This is a genomic window from Rhizobium sp. 'Codium 1' (genome assembly GCF_020889605.1).
GTDB lineage: Bacteria > Pseudomonadota > Alphaproteobacteria > Rhizobiales > Rhizobiaceae > Allorhizobium > Allorhizobium algae.
The window spans coordinates 263,798-285,593 of record NZ_JAJGPW010000002.1 but is presented as its reverse complement, the minus strand read 5'-3'; the positions used below and the strand labels follow the sequence as shown (position 1 = coordinate 285,593).

The 21,796-nt window shown below is 56.0% G+C and carries 14 protein-coding genes; 3 read left to right on the top strand and 11 right to left on the bottom strand.

The window, feature by feature from the left end:
• The first annotated feature begins 66 nt into the window (after positions 1 to 66).
• Positions 67 to 426 (top strand): hypothetical protein, encoded by a 360-nt coding sequence (locus tag LJE98_RS06570; RefSeq protein ID WP_229574348.1) that lies wholly within the window; start codon positions 67 to 69, stop codon positions 424 to 426.
• A gap of 339 nt (positions 427 to 765) precedes the next feature.
• Complete coding sequence (locus tag LJE98_RS06565; protein WP_324255816.1) at positions 766 to 2,286, top strand: AAA family ATPase; 1,521 nt, start codon at positions 766 to 768, stop codon at positions 2,284 to 2,286.
• A 451-nt stretch (positions 2,287 to 2,737) separates the two neighbouring features.
• Here LJE98_RS06565 and LJE98_RS06560 read toward each other — a convergent pair whose 3' ends face one another.
• From LJE98_RS06560 to LJE98_RS06545, 4 genes are read right to left on the bottom strand one after another with little or no spacing between them, the layout of a single operon-like run.
• Positions 2,738 to 3,538: a hypothetical protein gene (locus tag LJE98_RS06560; RefSeq protein ID WP_229574344.1), complete on the bottom strand. Its 801-nt coding sequence runs from the start codon at positions 3,536 to 3,538 to the stop codon at positions 2,738 to 2,740.
• Between the two features lie 9 nt (positions 3,539 to 3,547).
• Entirely contained in the window at positions 3,548 to 4,909 is a 1,362-nt protein-coding gene (locus LJE98_RS06555; protein ID WP_229574342.1) for a LysM peptidoglycan-binding domain-containing protein, read from the bottom strand.
• The gene (locus tag LJE98_RS06550; RefSeq protein WP_229574340.1) at positions 4,906 to 5,436 is read right to left on the bottom strand and encodes a hypothetical protein; all 531 of its coding nucleotides are present in this window, start codon (positions 5,434 to 5,436) and stop codon (positions 4,906 to 4,908) included. Before LJE98_RS06550 ends, LJE98_RS06555 begins: the two co-directional genes overlap by 4 nt.
• Before the next feature lie 13 nt (positions 5,437 to 5,449).
• Entirely contained in the window at positions 5,450 to 6,301 is an 852-nt protein-coding gene (locus LJE98_RS06545; protein WP_229574339.1) for a hypothetical protein, read from the bottom strand.
• Positions 6,302 to 6,713: 412 nt separating this feature from the next.
• Here LJE98_RS06545 and LJE98_RS06540 point away from each other — a divergent pair, with 412 nt between their 5' ends.
• Entirely contained in the window at positions 6,714 to 7,292 is a 579-nt protein-coding gene (locus tag LJE98_RS06540; protein WP_229574337.1) for a hypothetical protein, read from the top strand.
• A 148-nt stretch (positions 7,293 to 7,440) separates the two neighbouring features.
• On the opposite strand, the gene LJE98_RS06535 is transcribed toward LJE98_RS06540, so the two are convergent.
• From LJE98_RS06535 to LJE98_RS06505, 7 genes are all read right to left on the bottom strand, one after another.
• Positions 7,441 to 7,704, bottom strand: a complete 264-nt coding sequence (locus LJE98_RS06535; RefSeq protein ID WP_229574941.1) for a helix-turn-helix domain-containing protein — start codon at positions 7,702 to 7,704, stop codon at positions 7,441 to 7,443.
• 182 nt (positions 7,705 to 7,886) lie between these two features.
• Positions 7,887 to 9,935 carry a protease Lon-related BREX system protein BrxL gene (brxL, locus tag LJE98_RS06530; protein ID WP_229574335.1) on the bottom strand — a complete coding sequence of 683 codons (2,049 nt, stop codon included), beginning with the start codon at positions 9,933 to 9,935 and terminating at the stop codon, positions 7,887 to 7,889.
• The gene (gene pglZ / locus LJE98_RS06525) at positions 9,935 to 12,211 is read right to left on the bottom strand and encodes a BREX-1 system phosphatase PglZ type B (protein WP_229574333.1); all 2,277 of its coding nucleotides are present in this window, start codon (positions 12,209 to 12,211) and stop codon (positions 9,935 to 9,937) included. The genes brxL and pglZ overlap by 1 nt, the downstream gene beginning before the upstream one ends.
• The gene (locus LJE98_RS06520; RefSeq protein ID WP_229574331.1) at positions 12,208 to 15,564 is read right to left on the bottom strand and encodes a BREX-1 system adenine-specific DNA-methyltransferase PglX; all 3,357 of its coding nucleotides are present in this window, start codon (positions 15,562 to 15,564) and stop codon (positions 12,208 to 12,210) included. Before LJE98_RS06520 ends, pglZ begins: the two co-directional genes overlap by 4 nt.
• A gap of 4 nt (positions 15,565 to 15,568) precedes the next feature.
• Entirely contained in the window at positions 15,569 to 18,982 is a 3,414-nt protein-coding gene (gene brxC / locus LJE98_RS06515; RefSeq protein ID WP_229574330.1) for a BREX system P-loop protein BrxC, read from the bottom strand.
• Positions 18,983 to 18,994: 12 nt separating this feature from the next.
• A complete protein-coding gene (locus tag LJE98_RS06510) occupies positions 18,995 to 19,540 on the bottom strand; it encodes a DUF1788 domain-containing protein (RefSeq protein ID WP_229574328.1) in 546 nt (181 codons plus the stop codon).
• On the bottom strand, positions 19,527 to 20,360 hold the full coding sequence (locus tag LJE98_RS06505; protein ID WP_229574327.1) for a hypothetical protein: 834 nt from the start codon (positions 20,358 to 20,360) through the stop codon (positions 19,527 to 19,529). The genes LJE98_RS06510 and LJE98_RS06505 overlap by 14 nt, the downstream gene beginning before the upstream one ends.
• Between the last annotated feature and the right edge of the window lie 1,436 nt (positions 20,361 to 21,796).

The following is a 21,796-nucleotide window of genomic DNA, read 5'->3' as shown; positions in this document are numbered from 1 at the left end:
TATTCGCGTGTGATCGCCCCGTCCACCGATACATCATCGATCGGTTGAGGGACTATATTTCTGCGGATGAAATTCTCCGGTGTTATTCTCGTCAATTATTCATTTTATCCGGGAGATAATTCTTTGACATCATCTCTAATTGATCCGGTGACGGCCGCTAAGCTGTTGGATGATCTGCGGAAGGTAGACAGCGGTAACTTAGACATTGGACGTATTATTGAGACCGCACCCACTCTTACCGAATACAAATTTGTTCTTGGATGGTGTCACGGCCTCAAGGGAACTGTACATGGGCACCCCTCGCTTCCGGATGGGCGGGAGGTGGTAACCAGCCAAATCTTCTATTTCAATCCTGGACTGCAGCTCGCGCGAACCCTGAATCGCTGGTATCGGTTGATGGACCCAATGCAGCGAGATGGGCATTGACATGAACCGCGCTCCTTTCCGTGATCGGTTCCGTAATCTCGCCAAGGATCCGAGTGCACTTCTGGCCTACTGGGGATTGCGGCAGTCAATTAAAGACTGCGGTCCTACGGTGAAGCTGGATGATGGCTTCGTCATTATCATTATACCCGTCGGCTTTCGCGCTCAGCCCTAAAAGAGGGCCGCTTACCTGCTTCTCAATTCGGATGCCGAGGAATGGGGAGAGCCGCGAACAAAGGTCCGCCTTGCCAATCCGCCGAAGAGAAAAGGATCGATCGACAGTCCGCCCTCAATCTTTGATCTGCAAGGCTTGAGGGTCGTATCGCAACTCATATAAACGAGGTGCATAAGGACGTGAGGTTTGTGGCAAGTCGGATTGTGCCGCTACCGCCGCCTTCCACTCGCGACATTCTTGCGACCCGACGCGTTCTGCGCCTCCCTTTGCTGGCCAAAGAGCATGTAGGTGCGCTGGTTGGTAAAACTGAGAATGTTATCATTGCAGGCATACTCAAGAGAGAATGGACAGCGGATGATCTCCTCGCGCTTAGTGATCTCGATCGACCGGACGGGCAAGGGCCAAGTCTTTTTGACCTACCTGGCTACCACGAACTGAAGGATTGGGGGCGAGGCATAGCCAAGGATGTGGATCGTTGGCGACATGGCACGTTGGACTGGAGGCACGTCACGAGGGGTGTGGTGTTATCGGGCCCGCCGGGCGTGGGTAAGACCTACTTTGCTTCGGCGCTCGCCACTGCTTTAGGATTTCGACTGGTCTGCACAACGGTCGGCTCCTGGCAATCGGCCGGCCATCTTGATGACATGATCAATGCGATGAGACGAAGTTTCGATGATGCCCGAAGTAAGCGAGGAGCCGTGCTCTTTATTGATGAGTTCGACAGTGTTGGCACGCGGCCTGCCCGACCGACCGGCCATCCCAACGAGGTTTACTGGCAGGTCGTTGTCAATGAATTCCTTAGCCTGATGAACACCCCGGGCGAAGGCGTTATCGTAATCGGTGCCACAAACTACATCGAATGGATCGATCCGGCGATCTTACGGGCCGGGCGCATTGAGAACCACTTCACACTGACGCCTCCCGATGCTGCCACCAGGGCGGAGATTCTTCGGTACCATGCCGGGGTAAGCATGCCACCTGAATCCTTGATCGAGATTGCTAACGGTCTCGAAGGCAGGTCGCCTGCCGCACTGGAAGAGTTGGTGCGGAACGCGCGGAAAGAAGCAAGGGACGAGGGGCGCGAACTTGATCTACGCGACCTGCAAGCTCAAATACCGGAAAAGCGAAAGTACACGCCGGAACAGATGTTCCGCCTCGGCGTGCACGAGGCCGGACATGCGTTGATTTCGCTGGCACTCGGCTATGCGACATCTGCGACAATCGAAATCAAGGAATCGTTCGACCCAACTGCAACCTCATATGCCGGCGGACAAACGTCCTACGACCTTGTCGACGACCACCTTCCCACCGACACCACCCTTCTTAACAGAATTGCGGTCGCAATCGCTGGAATGGCAGCGGAAGCTACCGTTTTCGCTGACCGGTCGTTGGGATCAGGAGGACTTATTGGTAGTGACGTGGAACGCGCAACTGCAATTGCTCGGCGACTGGTGGCATCTTACGGCCTGGGCAGAACACCGATCTTCTTTGCTACGGTCGAGGAAGTAGCCGGTACGACGTTACCCGCTGCTCTGGAGAATGAAGTCGTCAAGATATTGCGCATCCAATATGAACGTGTCCTTGGTATTCTGGCCGATCAACGAGATCGACTTATTGTTGTGGCTGGTGACGCCGCCGCCCATGGTAGGGTAAGGATCGAGCGAGACGTACGGGGAAACGCAGCTTAATGAGTGCCCCGTGGCGCGGTACAGCGAGGCTCTCACGCCCCGGTACTCAAGAGCTATCAGTTCACAGTCCAAATTTTGGTTCGATCAATCCAGATTTTGGTCCGCTCGTAGGTGGAAGAAAGCGGTGGCTTCTCTGAGTCGTCACATAAGCGCGGATTCCGGTTATGGCTGTTAGCCTGGACCACACGCGATACGGTCTACTAAGAGGCCGGGAGGTGCACCGACCCCATCTAGTCGTACATCACAGCGACGTTGGACGGGAATTTCGATAATCTCTTACTGACTGGTGCGGCGGCGACGATTGGGGCAGGCTACTCCTTCGACAAAAAAGAAGACGAGCTAATGTTGATGCGGTCCTGATGTGAACTGAACCCAGGCAGCGGCTCCCTCGCCGCTGGCCATTGGGATTGCCATCTACAGCGACTAGCGAGTCAGAGACGCACAGCCAGGCTCATTGCGTCAGGTGCCAATGTTCATTTGTCTGGCCGGCAAATTCCAACATGACACCCGAGAAGAGTTTCTCAGCCTCGACGCGAAAGAATTCCTTCTGGATGTCGTCCATGGTCTGGCTTCGTACATCAGCGTGCCGACCTTCGCGGTGTGTCTGATGAGGCCCTCCCCAAGTGCCGTCAATGTCGAAGAGACCACCCCACACTAGGCTCATGTCGTTGACAGCAATGGGCATGCTGAACTTGGCAAAGAATTTATCTGCCAACGAGTGCAATTGGGTATTCATCTGCGAGGTGCCATAATGATTGTCGGGATGCCTCGAAGTCGCTCCGATCAGAATGAGGCTTTTTGATCCGCTTAGGGCCTCCAAGCCTTCGACTTTAATATGCACATAGTCTGTATCGGGAGCACCGGATGAGAATTTCCAGACAATTTTTATTATACCGCACGCCGCTGGTGCGCGGTATATGACTTTTTTGTTCTGCGGGTAGGGGCCTGTAAGCATAAATTGACTTGGGGAGGCCGACCCTATGGGGCCGCCGGTATGCTGATGCCCACCGCTATTGGCTTCGCGTGTCAATATAACGTTGACGGTGTCGCCCTCCTTACCACGGACGAACCAATCGCAGGACGTGCCCGGTCTGCAAATTTGCGTCTCAGTAGTAAAGGGCTGCGCCAACAAGGTCTTGTAGGAGCTCGTGTCGCCGTGCTGGCGGACCTTCCTCTTGCGAGACCGCGCAGTAAGGTCCTGCGGAAGATCGCAGTGTCCATCATCGACCCAACTCTGTTTCGACACGGTCATCGCCGCCTCCTATTTAGACAACACGTCAAGCGGGTATATGAGGTCTGGCTCCACGATCTCATTTTTTTTCACTAGCTGCTGATATTGCTGTCCGGTGCCGTAGAGCTCGGATGCGATCCCCCATAGCGTATCACGATCACCAACAAGGTAGCCGGAATTGACAATCTGCTCGATGCTGGGCATCCGTATCGTGTCACCCGGCTGAATGATCGCCTCGGAGTTGAGTCCATTTGTCTTTATGACAAATCGAAAAAGCTGTTCATTTTTATAGAAATCGCGTGCGAGACGCCAGACGTTCTCGCCAACGGCAATCGTGTGTTGCTGTTCGAAATTTCCGCTCGTCTCAACGACCATTGGGTCCAACGGCTTGAAATAGTCCGCTGCACCGACCTTCTGCTCTAATACCGGGCGGATCGCAGCGCAGAAATCCGCGTATTCGAAAAGGCCCTTTGCATCATCTTTGGTTGTCTTGCTGAGCTGGTAGCCCCATGGTGGGGCTAGTTGGAATCCTGTGGTCGGTGAGTCGATTACCATTGCGTTCAGGATGAGCTCAAGCCTAGGCCAATAATAAGCACTGACCTCGTCGGCCCCAAAATACGCCTTTAGGTACTCTGAAACACTTTGTCCCGGAAGCGGTGCGCTCGGCTTTCCTATCCCGTCCTCGATGTTTTGCATTATTTCGTCGATGGCCATGTCCGTGAAAGCGAGCCCCAGCCACGCAAATTGCGGCACAATCGCCCCGGCAAGCCCCAAGCCAGCCAGAAACTCGAGCCAGGTCGGCGTATCCTCCACATCAACATTTACCGTGGCGAAGCTGACGGTTGTCTGATCCGCGCTTATCTTTTGCGAAGAGTCAATGTCGATATTTGTCGTCCGCTCCCAAAGGCGAGTCTTCCACTCGCATCTCCGGCACGAAAATCCTTTGCAGCAAAAGCCCGTCATGCTGCCCCATTTTTCCGCATGGAACCCAAAGTCCGTACGGAGGTCGTCCTTCGAGGCCGGACTGGAGCGGATCGCGCCAATGCTGGTGTCGAGGCCGTTGTGCTCGGGCAAGTAGCCCTCCTTTGTCAAGCTTTCGCGGATGCCCTTATCCACAAATGATTGGAATGTGCTGCCCGCAACGACGGAGGCGATAGTCATCCCCACGCGTATCTCCGTCTTCGGTGTGCAGCCTCCCCCCTTTTTCGGAAGGCAGACCTCCCTCGTGAGTGGACGAAATGCGAAGCGCACGTTCTCTACGGGAATACTTGACGAGACTGTCGGCTTAAAATCGATAGGTTCCATGCAGGCGTCGGTCTGAGCAGCCGCGCCATTTGACCAGACAAGATTGATGGCCAGAAAGCCTTGCAACAATTTGCGGACGGTCTTCATTTCGACGCTCCTCCCATCGGACTAAGCGACCCGACCAGCCTTTCCCCCACTTCTCGACAATCCTTCACCTCCGAGACCTCAAGCTTAACCGCTTTTGCCTGCTGCTCCCGTGCTTCCTCGGTCAGGGTCGGGTCGGATGTGATCAACATCAGCAGCCGCTCCAGGCTCTCGATGTTGAGATCGAAGTCTTCTTCAAAAAGCTTGTATCGGGCAGCGCAGTAGGTTCTGTCGGCTACAACAAGCCAGTCAGTGAACGATATTGAGGACCCTGGGGCCTCGGTTAGCACCTCCAGGCCCGGCTTCCCTTCCAGTAGCTTTGCAATACGCGTCAGCCTCTTGGGCAAAGGCGACATGGGCAGAGTGCCGAATGCCTTCAGATATAACTCGTCGTCGAACAATGGTTCAACATTGGGAGTACTCGCCAGCTCTATGAGCTTCTCCTGCGCAGCCTGTACCTCTTGCTTTGACTGGGCGGCGGCAGGCAAGGTCAGAGCAAAGTAAATTGTCGAAGCAACGATGATCCTCACGCGCCACATTTCGCTACTCCAATGATAACGCGATGCAGGAATTCGGCGTGCTAAAATACGCGTTTCCCCCGGTTACATCGACATTGGTAACCGCCCCTCCGTACTTTTGATTGAGTAGTGCATCGCCGATCTGGATGGTGCCGGAATGCTCGTCGTCGGGGAAGCGGATCGAGAACACGCCTCCAGCGTCCGAGATTGTCCCTTGGATCTTCTGTGAGATTTTCAGTGTCAGCGGGATTTCCTTCGCGCCGATCGAGAAAGCTGTTTTAATATCGCAGTCGTATGGTCCGCGATTTTCTAGTACATTGCCTGAAACGATGACCCCTTGGCGCCGGCAGGTGTCGGCCGAAGCCATCACGTTGAAGATGTTATGGATCTCGGAAACCGGAATCTCGCCGTTAGCGGAGGCAAGGCGCTTTTGGAACGTCTGCAACTGTTGTGCGGTGGTTGGAACCACTTTGGCGGCTGCGCATGCGCCGTTGTCGGTATCCTCGCATATGACAGCGCAGTCGAGCGGGTCGTCTGTCATCTTGACCTTGATTACAGGCGTTTGTGGCGCCTCGATTAGACCACCTGCGTCTGCCTTGAAAAGCGACTTCTTTCTCTCGCCGGTCTTGCAACCTTCATAAGTGTAGGTGTCTTTCCAGCCGCTTTCTTCCGCAGGGCAGCTCGGAGATCCCCCAGACTCGGAGGCCGCCTTGATGCAGTCCGTACAACTAGGGACGCAGTAAGATACCTTGCTATCATCGCCATACTTAATAGCACAGCAATTTGGAGCGCCAGATCTGCCGCAAATTTGGTATTCGCCACAACCAGCAATGAACAACGGGCTCGCAACCGCGAACCAATACAATGTTCGTTTCATGCGAGCCTCCCAGAACACTCTCAGCTTTGCACGGAACGGCTTCAACCGCAAGGGGTGTTTTCAGGAAATACTCGAGATAATGGCGGCCAGTACTGTGGTCTAGCTCTTCGTGCGTGTCGACGTCTGTATGGATGGAAGTTGTTCGGAGACCGTCATACTTCACGATATTGATCTCGCCGTGAAAACGATCAGCAATTTCGGTGATGGTTTTCATACGTCTGCAATGGTGGTGACGCGATGCACAAATCGGCTATGGTCGCGGACTTGAGTTAAGGAACGTTGCAGTGACTGAGAAATCTCAAAAGCCATTAGCCGAACGGCTGGCTGCCATCGAAGACATGGAAAAGAGACTGGTGCGGAATGCGTCGTTCGTTGTGTCGAAATCTACTAATCTAACGGTCGTCGATACATTTTGCTTGGTGCGATCAAACGGACATTGTCGCAAGCGTTGGCCTTCCGGACGTTAGTGGAAGGCTGGAACTTCTCATCGGCTGCGGTCATGGTTCGCACGCAACTGGATACGGCCATGCGGATCAACGGGATCAAATACATGACCGACCCGGAGCATGATATCGCGGAGATCTTCTTCGGCAGGACGACGTATCGGAAGCTGAAATCGACCGATGGCGAGAAGATGATGGATGCCTATCTGAAGAACAAGCTGACTGACGAACATCCTTGGACTAGGCCGTTCTACGATGAGCTCAGTGATTTCGTTCATCTCTCCTTCCGGCATTTCTGGCCTGTGCTGGCCGGCACTGATGATGCAACACGTACAGCGCAATTCGTGATCCTTGGTCAGGATCCCAGGAAGAACGAGGCCAACTACTACGATATCACAGACGGCTTCTTTAAGGTCACCCAACTAACATCGATTTTGCTCGTCAGCTTCCTCATGGTTCGCCATGGAGTTCCGCCGTTGGAGTATCAGAAGATGTGGGGAGTAGCAGGAAAGGGGGGTGAAGATGAACAGGAAACCCCCTCCACATGAAGCAGTCGTCGAGCAAGATAACGGAGCAGTCATTCCGAATTTAGGCTGAAGGTGTGATTACTATCCTGAATCTTGATGCCGACATGATGCCATGACGTCGGTTGCTACGCTGTCACACAAGCAGCGTTACGTGGTAGGCGTACCGGGTTCATGTGGCGATGTAGAGCTCCGCACTGCGTTCCTTCGTTACTTTTCTCGACAAAGCCACGCCAGGACCATGGTCGCGGCTTGCCTCAAGAAATATGACACCCCGCGTTTCTAGTGCGACACGTACCTTCGTCACTGCATCCACCAAGACGCTGCCATCCGCTTTCTCGATCCGCACGACCATTTGTCGGCTCACCCCGGCGACGTCAGCCAGCTCATCCTGACTGAGTCCTAGAAGTGACCGCGCAGCGCGGAGAGCAATCATTATTTCCGGCAACGAATCCATCGGCTCACATGGCCAAAAGGCTCGGCGGTTGTCAACAATTCATGAGTTCACTGGCCGCGACCTGAATCCTTTCCAGCAGCAGATTAGGTCGATGCGACTTTACTGCAGTTTTAGATATGCAGCGTGCGTTCGACCATCGACCACGGCGCCGAATGTCGTGGCTAATCGTGCAGCGACTTCTTGAGTGCATCCTGCGCATCCGCGTAAAAGAGGACTTGAATCTTCGTCGCCACCTCATCTGAAAGGTCAACGAGAGTTCGTCGGCAGGACACAGGCATCATCACCGTTGTGGCCCCCTTTTCAAGTGCCAGTTCAACGACATTAACGGGATTGTGAATTGGGTCGATCGAGCCCCCTAGATTGATCCCTCCAACAATAATCAGGCCCCCCTTCAGCGGCTTGCCAATGAGTGCGGAACTTAGAGCGATCAGCACTCCAACACCCGTTTGAGAACCGCTTTTCGCCGCGTCGAAGGAGCGGATTTGAACCGAGAATTCGTGCGCGCGGGGATTTCTGTCACCGACTAACTCCATCGCCCTTGAATATAGGTTTTGCTCGGCGAACTTTACGCTCTCTCGGAAAGAAGGAGGCGGTGATTGGTTGAGGATGCGCACTCCGCTGCCTGAGCCTTCGGTCACCTCGATCCGAAACAAGCCGGTCGCTTCGTCTGCCCCGCCAGGACTAATTACCCAAACCTGCCCCGCGGGAAGAGGATCAGAACCAATGCTATCCTCGCTTTGAAGTTCGGGCGTCGCGACGAACTTCTCCACGCCATCCATTCCAAACATGTAACTGAACTGCGTGTTGCGAAACTCTGCGGAGCCGATGCGCTTCTGCTGCTCCTTCACTCTGCGACGCACCTCAAGCGCCAGGCGAACCGCCCATTCGAGGTCCTCGTCAGTTACTTTCATTGATGAATCTGGATACAAAAGCTTTAGCAGGCCGGACACGGTTTTGTTGACCGCATTTTGGTCTCGTCCGGAAAGCGCGCCGCCGAAATGGACACGCCCGGGAAGTGCGTTCACTCGTGTTTGCGCTCGCAGCCTTGAGAAGCATTCCGCCAGCACGTCGCTCACCATGCCGAACCGGCTCGTGAATAGATCCTTGCTTACCTTCGGAATATCCCATCCTGGGAGGTAGCAATGGATTCGATCCATAAAGGCGGTATCATTGCGCATCTCGGGGGGCATCGGCCCGAACAAGTGGCCGACGCGCTGCTGATGCTGTACGTCTATGTCAAAATTACCCACCATGACGATGCTGCCCTCGGCTCGAATACTTTCGCGACCACGCGAGAATTCGCCCGACTCCATGTAGCCTTTCATGATGTTTACGCCGTCCTTCTGATCGAAGGAGATGCCTGACACCTCATCGAAACAGACAACATCGTATTGACACACCAAGCCACGTTGCCCGTTCGACATATTCACGAACATCCGGGCTACGGTTGCCTTGCCGCCCGAAACAAGGTGTGCATAGGGCGAAACCTGCTGGAATAGGTGACTTTTCCCCGTACCGCGAGGCCCGAGCTCGACCATGTTGTAATTGCTCTCAACGAAGGGCACCATTCGTAAAAGCATACCGTCTTGCGCTCTCGGCGACAGCTTGTCGGGCTCAAGGCCAACGCTCCGAAGAAGGAAATCTCTCCACTCCTTCGTGGAGAGCTGTGCGCGTCCATGTGCAATCCTTTCCAGGATGTCACGGCTGGATAGCTGGATCTCTCGCAGGCTCATGATTTGGAAAGGTCGACCGCCCGTCTCCTGCGCAATGCTCGCGTCATAGCCAAGTTCGACTTCGGCGTAGAAACCGCCTGTGAGCATGCGCTCGTGCGCCTGCACCAGCTTGTCGTCAATGCGTACATCCGTCAGCCGCAGGCTGGGCAATGCTGCGAGATAGCTGTCCGTCTTGGCGTCCAGGCGTGCGGTGACAATATCAATAATCTTGACCGAACCCCGCTCTCTCGCCCGGGCCTTAAACAGCTCTTCCTCGCCGGCACGAACCGTGCGATCGGAGAGCTGCGACTGCACCATCTCCAGACCTTCTTCGATCTCAACTGGATCGGTGCTGGCGGCGTATCGCCCCAGCATGAACTCAACAACGTAAGTCGGTACTGGGAACTGGCCGCGAAAACGACGCACCAGATCCTTTCGCACGATATACCCCGGGAAGGCTTCTGCGGCCTTTCTGTCAAGTGCGTCGAGTTCCAGCATTATTCTCCCCCGACCTTCAGGACGCGATGGGCCAGAATGGTACCGTTGTCGTCCACTAACACCAGGCAGGCCGTGTGGCCAACGTTCTCGTCGCTAACCAAGAAAGAAGTTTTTCCCTTGTCATCCAGCACTCGGCCACCTTTGATCATGCTCGGACCGCTCGTCTCCGATCCTAATCGAAGATCAATGCGGAGGTCAGTTGCGCCAGATACCTCGACCCGAAGCCTCAAGCCTTCCCACTTTGTCTTCAAGTCACCAATATCTTTTTGCGGAACCCCACTCGCCGTGATGTCCAGGATGGGCAATATGCATTCCTGTGGGCTCACCCCACCGTGAGCATATTCCTTCCCAGCAAAGAATGAATGCGCGCCTGTCGCCGTTGCGACAAACACCTCCGGGTTCCATGTCCACGGGATTTGAAGATAGGTGGTGTGGGCCTTCGCCTTCACCATCGCGCATCGGGATCGCTTGCCTTGCGGTTCGGCGAGACCAGTTTCGAGGGCAGCCTTAGGAAGCCCGCCTGGCATCAACAGCCAGCCATGGTCTGTAACGATCCGGACAGCCCGTCCACTCCGTATCAACTGCACCACAGAATCAGCTACATCGCGGATCCCTGCCGCAAGCTGGCCAGCGAGCCTCGCGCCTAGTGCGTGGCCGTCCTCGTCAAACCGTCCGGCCTCTGCCCAAAGCTTGGTGTCAGCGAGCAAGGCATTGCCAGTTTCCCAACCTTGTTCTTCCAGAAGTTTGTACAGCACCGGCTTTGTAGCCGCCTTGCCCTCGGAGGTCACGGGCAGCATGTCTGATGTGATGGGCGGTCCGGAGAGAAGCGAAGCGACGGGCGAGACGAGCGCCTTACAGGTGGCGGTCACCGTGGGGAAACCAGACCATTTCCAGGATTGAACGACTTTCAAGCTTTCGGATTCGAGAATGCGAGCCAACTCTTGGGCCAGGTCCATGCGCAAGCCATCGACAAAAAGGATAGTGGTCGCCGCCGACTTCGCATCCTCTGGCTTCTGCAGCTTCACGCCACCCGACCGGATCAGTTCCTGAAGGGCGTTGGCTCCGTCCTCAAGCCACGGTAGGTAGACCGCTCGCAGAGCTATTGAGACTGCGTTGCGATCGACGTCGCGGGATGCCGCTGCCAAGGCCCGCATGGCTGCGAAATCAACGGCGGCGCCGCTCTCGATATAGGCTTCCGCCAAGGTGTTGCCGTCATGAGCCTGGAGCGGTCTGGCCTTGGCTACCTCGAGCAGAAAGGATAGCGCCTGCGCCAAGGGCGCTTCTCCACGTTTCGCCCATACCGTCTCCCGCCGCCAGCCGTGCTGGCCCTCCAGTTCCAGGATTCGCGAGCGAGCATCAGGAGCCGAGAAGCTCTCCAGCTTCGACAGGCTGTCCCTCAGCTCTTTCTCACCTTTGAGGTTCTGCTTGGGATAGGCTTCAGCGTTCTCGAAGAGCGTAGCCGGTTCCTCCGCCCCGAGAAGCCCCACTACGCCACCGTGCCCCATGCCCGAGGCGAAGCGTGACCAGACATCCGCCCAGTTTCCCTCGCGTTGGGCCAGGCGCCTGGCCGCGTCCTGGACAGATAGCTTGCGGGGGTCGAATTTGAGCTGCTTTTCGGCAATGCTAGCGAACGCGGTGAACCGGGCCGGATCTGCTGCGGCGTCGAACACGCCCTCCATCCAATCCAATATGTCCGCCGCAAGATCCGGAGCCAAGAGGGCGTTCAGTGCGTCAGCATCCCACCGCTTTCCTTTTAATTCCTCAAGCGGCTTGGCGCAGAAGCGCAGGGACGCATGGGAGAGCGCCATCCGGGTGGAGGCATCATCTGCGATGTTAAGCTTCAGTGGCCCTCGATCCGAGGTCAGGAAGGCGCGCAATGTCCAGTCCTTGCCGTTCACATGGCCGAAGAGGTTTCCCGCCACAGTGAACCAGACCAACGGCTGCAGCAGCGTCGGGCAATCCTCGGCACCCTTCAACACTTCCCGGCCTACGCCAGGGAGATAAAGGATCGGTGTTGCCTCGTCTGGGATTGAGACTGACGGAACAGCTCTGGCTGCCACTGCGCGCAGCCAGACTGCGGGTCCGGTACGGGTGGCCAGGTCGTGATCGCCGTAGGTCAGGAGTTCGGGAAGGCGCTCGCGTAAGGTGGGAATGAGGGTCAAGAACTCCCCGTTCGGATCGCACCAAACGATGGCCTCCGGGGCTGATTCCGCACCAGGATTGTAGCTCGCAGTCTCCCGCAGCGCGGCGACCAATGTGTCGAGAGGTGTCGTCACTTCGCTGCCACCATCTCCGGATTACCTGGTCGGGCGGCGTTCTTCTCTTCAATTGTCGTATGATGGTGGTTGATCCGCTCGCCCTTAAAGACGGGGTACCAAGGCGCCGAAGGAACGTCATTGCCACGGTCCTTTGTCCATTTGATCCCCTTGGGTTGCTCGCGAAGGATTCCCGCCTCCACGAAAGGCCGGATGTTCACGCGGACCCCATCATCAAGGTCCGGGTCCCATCCGAGCGGCTGGTCAGCGAGAGACTTCCAACGAACGAAAATGTCGTACGGCGTTTCGCCCTCCAGCACATTCTCCAGCATCTGTTGAAGCTCGCGCCCCTTTTCGTAGCGCAGGTCGTTGTTCTCATCCTTGGCGCGGCGCAGCCAATCGCCCAGCGTAGTGTAGGTCAGCTTGCGCAGATTAGCTTGTGTGAAGCGGTGGTAATGGACGAAAACCGAAAAGCCATCCTTCAGTCCATCCCAGACATGCCAAAGGAAAGGACGCTGGTGGAACAAGGCGCAGTGCTGGCGAAAGGCGCGGTCGCTCAACCAGCCTTCCAGGGAACTGTCTTTCGTTTGCTTTCTATCCAGGACCTCATCAGCTTCAACGACCAATCTCCTCTCTAGTGCATCGGACCATTCCGCGCCGAAGGCGATCGCGAGGTAACCGCGGAGACGATCAGCGAGAGGCTTCTCCCCTGCGACTCCGGCGGTCGCAAGCAGTCCATCCAGATCGCCGGCCGGGAGTGCCGAAGCCTTCGTGATCCATCCACGCGCTTCCGTCGAGAGTCGCATTTGCTTGGCTGTTTCTGCAGGCCAGCGATAGCCGCAAAGCCGAGCAAGCGCCACGTGTAGTGAAGTCCCTTTATCGGCCTTCGCCGGATGCCCGTGGAATAGCCATTGGGTCGGATCCTCAGAATATGGCTCGGGAAGTCCATGCACGAACTTGCCAGAAGCGATTTCCGTCCAGGCTGCCAGGTCGAACGGTACTTTCACAAGTGTCGCATTCGTAACCTTCAAAGATTGATCTACAGTTCGGACATCGGTGTGAAAATCATCCGATGAACAGTATGCCCAAATCGCTGGAAGGTATTCTTCCCGCTTGGGGACGATCACAGCACTGGATTGATCATAGAGATCGCCTTCATAGAGTCCCGCTGGAAGACTTCCCATATGGCGAATGATTACACCCTGTCGCTTCCAGGCTTCTCGACCTTTCACGAATGCTTGCTCGCTCCGAGCTAATTCGCCCGTGCCGCCTTCCCACTTCAATATGGCCGTACGTCCGTTGAAGGGGATCGTCTGGTCGGAGGTCATCTGAAAAAGTGACCACTTCCCATCCGTATTCAATTGTTCCCAGAAACTCCGTATCCATCGCGGTGAATCGCCGTTTTGAAATCCGACATAGCTATCAGCGTACTGCGATAACAGTGTTCCGGTCGGCGAAGCAGAAACCGTGATTCTACTGTCTGGATTCCGAAGCTGTTGGCTTTGTAATGCTATTGTTGGCTCGTCATTACGTATGGAAATCTGCTTCTCACGAAAATCCCGTCCCTGGTTTGCATCAATTCCAAAGAAACTGTGATCTACACCCGGAGCGCTGTTGTCAGCGCAGAAAAGGACTGTGTTTACGACCTCTCCAGAGATCGTTTCGAAAGCGCGTGATCCCAGAGGAGTTACTGTTCGTAGAGATGCTTGCGTGAGAATTGTTTCGCGCAGCGCCTTATAGCTTCCCAGAAATAGCCAACCCTGAGGAGTTACAGCGGCAACGCTTCCTCCGACTGAAGACAATCGAAACATCCGGACAAGCATTGCCGTTGCCAAATCTGTTTTGGCGACGTCAAAGTATCTCTCCAGATGATGAGCCAGTGCTGTGGCTTGCCTACCCTTACCAAGAAACGGTACGTTGGTAACCTGAAGCGTGTACTTGCGGGTCAGGAAACTTGCGGCATCAGCCATCCCTCGCGCTGCGATCACACCCTCCGCAAGTTCGGCCTCGCCGCTTCTAGCCTTCTCCAGAAGCGGCTCCAGCAATTGCTCCACACGAGCAATCCGCATAGGATCGATCAGGTCGCCACCGATTGGTTCCAATAGACTACCGAGTGTGGGTGCCTGCGCAAAGAGCCCGTGCAGAGCGGCGAGCGCTTGCTCTAGTTCCTCGTCCCCGTTCGCGAGCGCGACAAATTCGAGCTTGGGTAGTGGCGGCGGTGAGCCGACCCAGGCAATGTGCGGCAACGGAAGCGTCTGCCACCCGCCGACACGCCAAGCGGTTAAGGCCACAGCAAACGCTGCGATCTGGACGCAACGACCGTCGATTTCCAATCCATGCAAATTGTCCCGCAAAACAGCGGCAACGCTATCCGGGGCCGTCAAATCTTCCTCGACCTTCCGCAGGGACACGAGGATCGTCAGTACCTCCGTCAGGAAGTGACCCGATCCGCAGCACGGGTCGAGCACGGTAATGTTCTTCGCATCTTGCGGCCAGCCTGGAAACGAGCCTGATGCGGGCCGCCATTGCGCCCCATCACCGGCGTCCTCCCTAACGAACCGCAGCATGTCGAAGGAGTAGCCGGGGAGGCTGCAGGCCGCCCTCAGCTCATCTTCGCCCACAGCGCTTTTTGCAAGGTCTGGAATGCGCGCGAGGACCTTGCCGGCCCACCAGGCGCCAAGCGTATTGTGCAGAAGGAATCGAACCATGTATGGCTCTGTAAAGAGCTGGGTGACGGCGGAAATCTCGTCCGGCCCAATCTTGTCGCCCTTCTTGTTGACCGCGTCCTTCTCCGACGCCCGCCAAAACTGGTAGGTCCAGCCGAGGCTATCCTCAGCCTGAAAGACGTCATCGTGAAGCTCCGTCACAAGGCGATGCAACGCTTGGTTCTGCGCCGCGTCAAGCGTTACGGACAGGACGGGATCGTCAATACGAAAGACGGCCGGAAGCATGGATGAGGCATAGCGTTCGGCAACAGCCCACGCATCGGATAATCCATTCTCTTGCGCAATCTCCCTGCAGTCCTCCAGGGTCACGGGTACATTGTGCTCGGGGTGTCGTAGCAGGCCGCGCTCCGCGAGGAAGCGAGCAAACAGCATGCGATGCCAATGCGCGTAAGCCGCAGCCTCGGTCAGCCGCTTCACCTCCTGCCCATCAGAATCTTTATCGAGCCGGTCACCGAGCGTGCGTGCATGCGCCCGCAGACGACGCCGCAACTCCTTTTCCTCCTCCGACAGATAAGTCGGAGCCTTAGCCTCCGTGATCCCAAGGCGACGGATGGCGTCGGATGCTCCCGCTTCGGCGATGACGCGGGCTTCCTTGATGGTTTTCTCTAGCGCACGCCGGAGGGAGGTTGTCAGGTAGTGCAGGGTCATTTTGTCAAACCTTCGGAATCACAGGACCCAGAACCAGGGCGTTCTTCAGAGCATCGCGCGCAGTTTGAAGCCATACTTCAACGTCCTGCTCACTCTTTAGCAACGTACCCGGAAGACTGATGGTCTGTGCCGTAGGTTCAAGCAGGATTGCCGCACTTGCCAGCGTTTCTTCAATTCTTGTTGGAAGTGCCTTCGTCGCGTTCTCCCACCCCATGAACGAACGTTGAGTGAGAGAGTCCAAAATCGAGGCGGGCGTGTCAACCTGAGGCTTGTCTAGGAGCAAAAGACCAGCTTCGCTGCGAATGGCGTGCTTCTGCTCAGGGTTCAACTTGTTCCAAGTCTCGCTGTTTAACAGGCGAGCTTCCCCGTCGTCCCAAGCTTTCTTCCAGGATATATAGGCCTCGTTCAGGCGTCCGCGGAGTGCGTCGGCTGCCGCGGATATGACCGGGGGAACAGGATCGGGGTCTGCCAGTAGCTGGCGATTTTCTCGAATAGTATCGAGTTCCGCCTTCTGTGCCTCCGCACCTAGTTGCACCAAGCGCTCGGCGGTCCTGAATGAAGGCAGGCGCTGGCCAATCTTGGCCGATGCCGCCTTCCATCCTTTCAACTTGTCCCTGAGCGACGGCGCGTCCTCCGCCATTGCAGCCAGGAGGTCGTTGCCGGATAGCGACTTGAAGCTAGACAGGTTCGGTACTGTATCGGCCACCGGCGCGGGCGCGCTGCTGCCCGAACCCGTTGCAGCGGTTTCTAGCTTTTCGAGGAGAGCTGAGAGCGCGTAGGCTTCCTGCCCGTTCTCGAAGTGCACGCCAGCTTCGGCCAGCAGCCCACGCGCGGCCATTCGCTGACCAATAGTGATGACGATCGTTTCCGCGCGATAGGTGCAGACTCCAATTTTGGAGCGCGGAAGGTCCGGTAGTGAAACCTGCTTTCCGTCCTCTCCCGTCACCTTAATCACGCCTGCATTGGCAAGAACCACCAGGGCACCGTCGATGGCATCTTGGGGCCAACCGTATTCTGGTTCGGTGAACTTCGTCCGCAGGTACGATCCTTTGCGCCCGGGACCAAGCTCGGCCAGAAGTGCCTTGCAAATGGGGTGCGTTTCGGGCGCGCCCGAATGGTCCACTGCTTTCAAGGCATCTGGGTCCTTCTTCATCCCGCGATCGAAGACCTTGCTCCATCCTGCGTGGTCGCCCTCCGCAAATCTTGGATAAAGGCGCGCTAGCGCATTTGAAGCTGCTTCTTTTGCGGCATCAGCAAGAGCGCCATTCACGGCCTTGCCGCCTGCCTGTACGACTTTTGCCTGGCGAAGCGCTTCACGAATAAGTTCGTTGGCCTGGGATAGCGCTTTGGACGAGCGGGATTGCATAGCCTTCTGCGCTTCCACACCCGCATCTGTGCCGGGCACACCCTTCAACTGCAAAACACTATCGGCGGCTCGCCATGCGGCGATCTCCCGCGTCAGATCCTCTGGCCTATGCCGAGGCACCAAGAGATGGATTGTCGGATCGTTGGGAGACGCGCCAGCGATTTCCTTTTCGACCGTGGACAAATCCTCATCCCAGCCGATGCGGAGCCGCAGCGGCACACCGTCCGTCGGGGCTTTATCACCCACCTCGAGACGATGAATTTTCCGCTGCTGCTTGCTTATGCCATGCGCTACGCTACCCGCGCCAGCAAGAGCAGTGTCTATGGCCCCGCCCAGAAGCTGACGGCGTTTGCCGGATAGACCTGCTTGATCCGCCAGGACCGACTTCACCTCGGTTCGGTAAGCATTCTCCCAATCCGCGCTCTCCTTGGTCTGAAGCCGCCACTCGCCTTGCACCTCGATCGCGGCACCGTCTTCGAACAGTTCCAGAAGGAGCTGGGGAACCTGCTTCCGGAGCTCGGCATCGCCTCCGAGATCTACGATCATCAAGTCCGCTATCGTTTCCGGAGTTGAACGCACACCATGCCGGTCCGCTTCACCGGAGATGCGACCGAGCATGTACACCAACATGAGGATCCGGGCCTTGCTTTGATCCTTCGCGTCACCACCCCGGAGAGCTTCGATTCTGTTCCGGGTTTCCCCCGGAAGTAGCCCGGCATTGTACGCCTCATTCGAGAAGCGGCCGTACAGGAAATCCACTGGAACTGCATGCCCCAGTGGCTTGCCGCCATAGGACTTTGCGGCGTCGAGCGTTGTCCTCAACTGTCCACGGAGGGTTCCCCCCAATCCTGTACGGTCAAGTTCACGTAGGATGTGTTCCCAGACCCGCCGTCGTGAGGGAAGTAGCGGCCAATCGAGAACGGCTTCGTCGGTATCATTGACGGTGTGCGCCAGCTTACTGCCATGCAACTGACGACTGATTTCGCCTGCATGTTTGCCGAGCATCCCCTTGATGTCGGTCTCCGCGCCCGGCTTCTTGCGAAGCACAGTCTTGCGAATGACCGTATCGATGTCGGCTTCGCCGAGTGCGACTTGGACGGGGAAACGGTCAAGGAGCTTCTGCAGGTTCGGGACGTCGCTAAGAGCCTGCTGTCCGGTTCCGACAATGAGAATCCGACCATTGAACCGACTCGACAACCGCTCGACCAGAGTCTGAATCTTCAGGGTAAGGCTAGGGTCCTGGCGGATGAATTGTTGCACCTCGTCGAGAACGATCAAAGTCAGCGGCAATTCATTGCGGCCGAGAAGTAGCGCCTTACGCGCCATGCTCTCCAGCAGATCGACTGTTACGGGCGGGGGCTCCGGGAATAGTGCCTGGAGTTTCGATCCCAACTCCCGCGGGGACTCGGCAAGTTCCGGTTTCGCTTTAAGAACAGCGGTCCCGAATTTCGGCGAAAGGATGAAGTTTCGGATATGGGTGTCGAATCCATCGCCGAGCTCGGTGCGAACCTCGTTCAGGATACCGGTATCGTCGAGCCAAAACGCCACTTGAGCGGCTCGCAGATCGCTCGGCAGGCCCACGGCGCGCAGGATGATGCCGAGGGTAGCTTCGGCGGGATCCTCAGCTCCTGTTCCGAGGGTGTCGCCTGCTGCGACAACGCCGCCCGCACGTTGTGCGGCGATGCGCAGTTCCTTCAACGGAGCAGCGACTTGTGGTGGTAAATCGGTTAACCCCTCGGCTGTGGCTCCGTCCGCAAATTTTGGATTTGTCCAAAGAGCAGCGAGCATGCTTGCCAGATGCGATTTTCCAGACCCGTAAAAGCCGGAAATCCAGACTGCTGGAGAGGAGCCCCCTTTGCTGACAGAGCCCAGAAACGCTTCCAGGATCCGAGCCAATCCTTCCGCATAAGCCCCATCGCAGACGAAGGTTTCCAGTTCTCCACGCAACGTGTCCAGGCCCTCGGGCGCTGGCGGAAACTGAATCTTTGCAACACCCTGGTTTGCAAGACGATAGTCGGCCGGATCCTTGTAGAACGTATCCTTGTTAAGCATTTAATTTCACCCTCATAACGCGTGGTCCGGTGGTATAGGAATAGCGTGATAATTCCAACCATCCCGTGCATCCAGCAGCCGATAGACGCCCCCGGCCTGTTTGCCAGGGAACGTCACCATCATCCGCCCTGGTATCGCATCCGCGATCTTGCCGATAAGGGTAGAGACTCGGACGAGGCCGAACAAAGATCCGAAGCCGTCCAGGGCCAACACATCATTCGAGGTGCACTGACCCAGAGCGCCCCTCAACTCGCCAACAAGCGCGCTCTCGGCGTCGGTCAACAATCCTCGTATTTCTTGCGGATGCTCGACAAGTGCTTCGAAAAATTCATGCTTCGCAATCCATCGTCCAAACCACGGAGCAAGATCGACGTGATGCCATCCCCGACCGGCTTTCATCGTAGAGTATTCGAACTCGCCGATCCTTCCCGAGATTTTCCGTTGCATCGACTTGTCGTACCACAACAGCCAGACCCGCCCCGCAGGGGGAACGTCATCTAGCCAAGGCAACTGAACTTGGCGGTCATAGGCGCCGAGTATGTCGTCAAACGTATTCAAGCTCAGGAATCCCCGAAGTTGTCGCAAGCTGCTGCCTGACCGAAATCTCTATGACGTCGCCTGCCGACCGGAGCCGAGCGAGTCCCTGAACTTCTGCCGATCGCAGCGCATCCATGGCTGTGTCAGGGTTAAGGTCGAGGATGCGAAACCATCCAGATGAAAGAATTGCAGGGCCGCTAAATCCACATACCGTCGAGATTAACGCCGCCAGAGCAGCGGCTGAGGCAGAGGGATGTACTCTTTTTCGTACCTTTCCGCTGCCCTCGAGGTGGCCGCTCTGTGTCCAAGTGGACGCGCAATTCTGTGACAGGGATCGAACCATCTTCTCGCTAAAACGTCCCGGGTAGATGGCGTTAAACTTCGCTGCAAAACTCGGCCACTGAATGGACCCCCCCACTGCTGTGCCCGCAACAGTGGATGCAGTGTCTCTTAACAAGGGATCGCGTGCTAAGGCGATCAAAACCGCCAGCAATTTCAGGCCTTCGTTGTCGTCCTCCGCCAATCGCAGGAAAACTCTAGTCAAAAGCGGAACGGTGGACAGGCCGTAGAGAGAAGAAAGATTTTTGAACACCGATTCGCGGCCGCTTGATGTTGCCTTTCCTAAAATATTCTCGTCCAGTACTCTTGATCGAAAATCCGTCGCTTCCGTAGCGCCTGCTCGCATCAGTTCTGCTATTTCGGCAAGCATAAGAGTTTTGGACTGGTGAGCCCCGCCACCGGAAAGGCGGAAACCAAAGGTGATAAGACGCTCGTCTTTTCTCGTTGGACCGTACCAGGTAAGGGGCCAATCAGTGGGTGCTAGTTGTCCCGTCGGATTCATTCGATTTTCTCTTCAACAGTTCATTTCTCCGGACGCCGCTTTATGGACCGGATCATTTCCTATAATCAATCGACAGTGGTCATGTTCGCGAATTGGTCGACGCGACGGTTTTGGTGCATCAAGAGCATTCTCGCCGACATGCTGCATTCGCAGACAAGTTGTGCTGACAAGGGGCTATCTTGTTTGTACCAAGATGCTGGGACCTGACGGCGCGTATCTCCACGTGGGCACGGAGTTGATTTTCTCGAATTCATCGAGCGAAAGAAAAGTAAACTTCGTCCCGAGGCTAAGACGAAGGTAATTCCAAATCCGCCAAACCTGAGGACTGGGTTCAACAGGATTGGACAGAAACCGCGCTATGTAGGAGCACGTAGCGGACGCGCTGTGCACACATAAGCGATCCGACGGTTCTGCAGTTGCGCGATCGCATTGACGTTATCATTCGTCGTGGCCAGTAAGCGGAAGGATTCACAGTTCATCTCCAGAGGCTCTATTACTTCGTTGTGCAGGCCGTCCGTTAAGGACTCGGCCGTGTGTCCTTGCTGCTATACAGCCCTGAAAAAAAATTCTCTTTTTCAGGAAAATAGAATGCCACGCACCAAATTGAACAGCAAAAGCGAAATTATCTTCTATCTTATTTCAGTGCGGACTAATTAAAGAATCGCAGAGGTTCGCACAAAAAATAGGCATTTTAAGGATTCGATTGGCGCAGAACAGGATTGAGTCCTTCCCATTACGGGTCCGAGTTGCACTCTAACATCATCAATTCCCTACCACTTTTCTCGCGGAATCGTCGCTCGAACACCGTAGACCCGGGATGGACCAAATCGGTGGACTGTGTATTCTATGCCTATTGCAAGCAGAAAACAGCATAAAAAATCAGCATACACAGATTTGAGCGGTAGTCCTCGTTATAATCGGCAACGGCGTGCTATGCCCTGAACTTTCGTCGCTGTGGAACAGCGCGACCTGTTTCTCCTCGAGCGAGGAACATGAAAGGCGTCCTGTCACGATTTTACACGCGCGAAGTCCAGAATACGGCGAAGAACAGATTCGCGACCAGCTTCTACATTTGTACGATTACTCGATTACCCAGAGGGGGCAAGTTCACTCGTGCCTCTTCGACCATGGCTACGCCTGGGGCGGACCAGGTTGTCCATCATTCGATGCGATGACGTCGATGATATCGGCCGGCGCATATGACAACGTTTTGGCGCGAGGCCAGTCGCGAATTTCCCGCAACATCATATACTTTAGAGCATTTGAGCGCTTTGTCGCTGCGAAGCGGGTACGACTTCATTTCCTGGCATCCACCGAATTACCAGCCTGATCCCCTGTTGGAACCGAAGCTGTCGGGGAATTCGAGATGACCCAAGGCACAAGGGCAACCGATTGTATCTTGTAAGGGAGTTGACCGTGAAGGACGGCATCAAAAA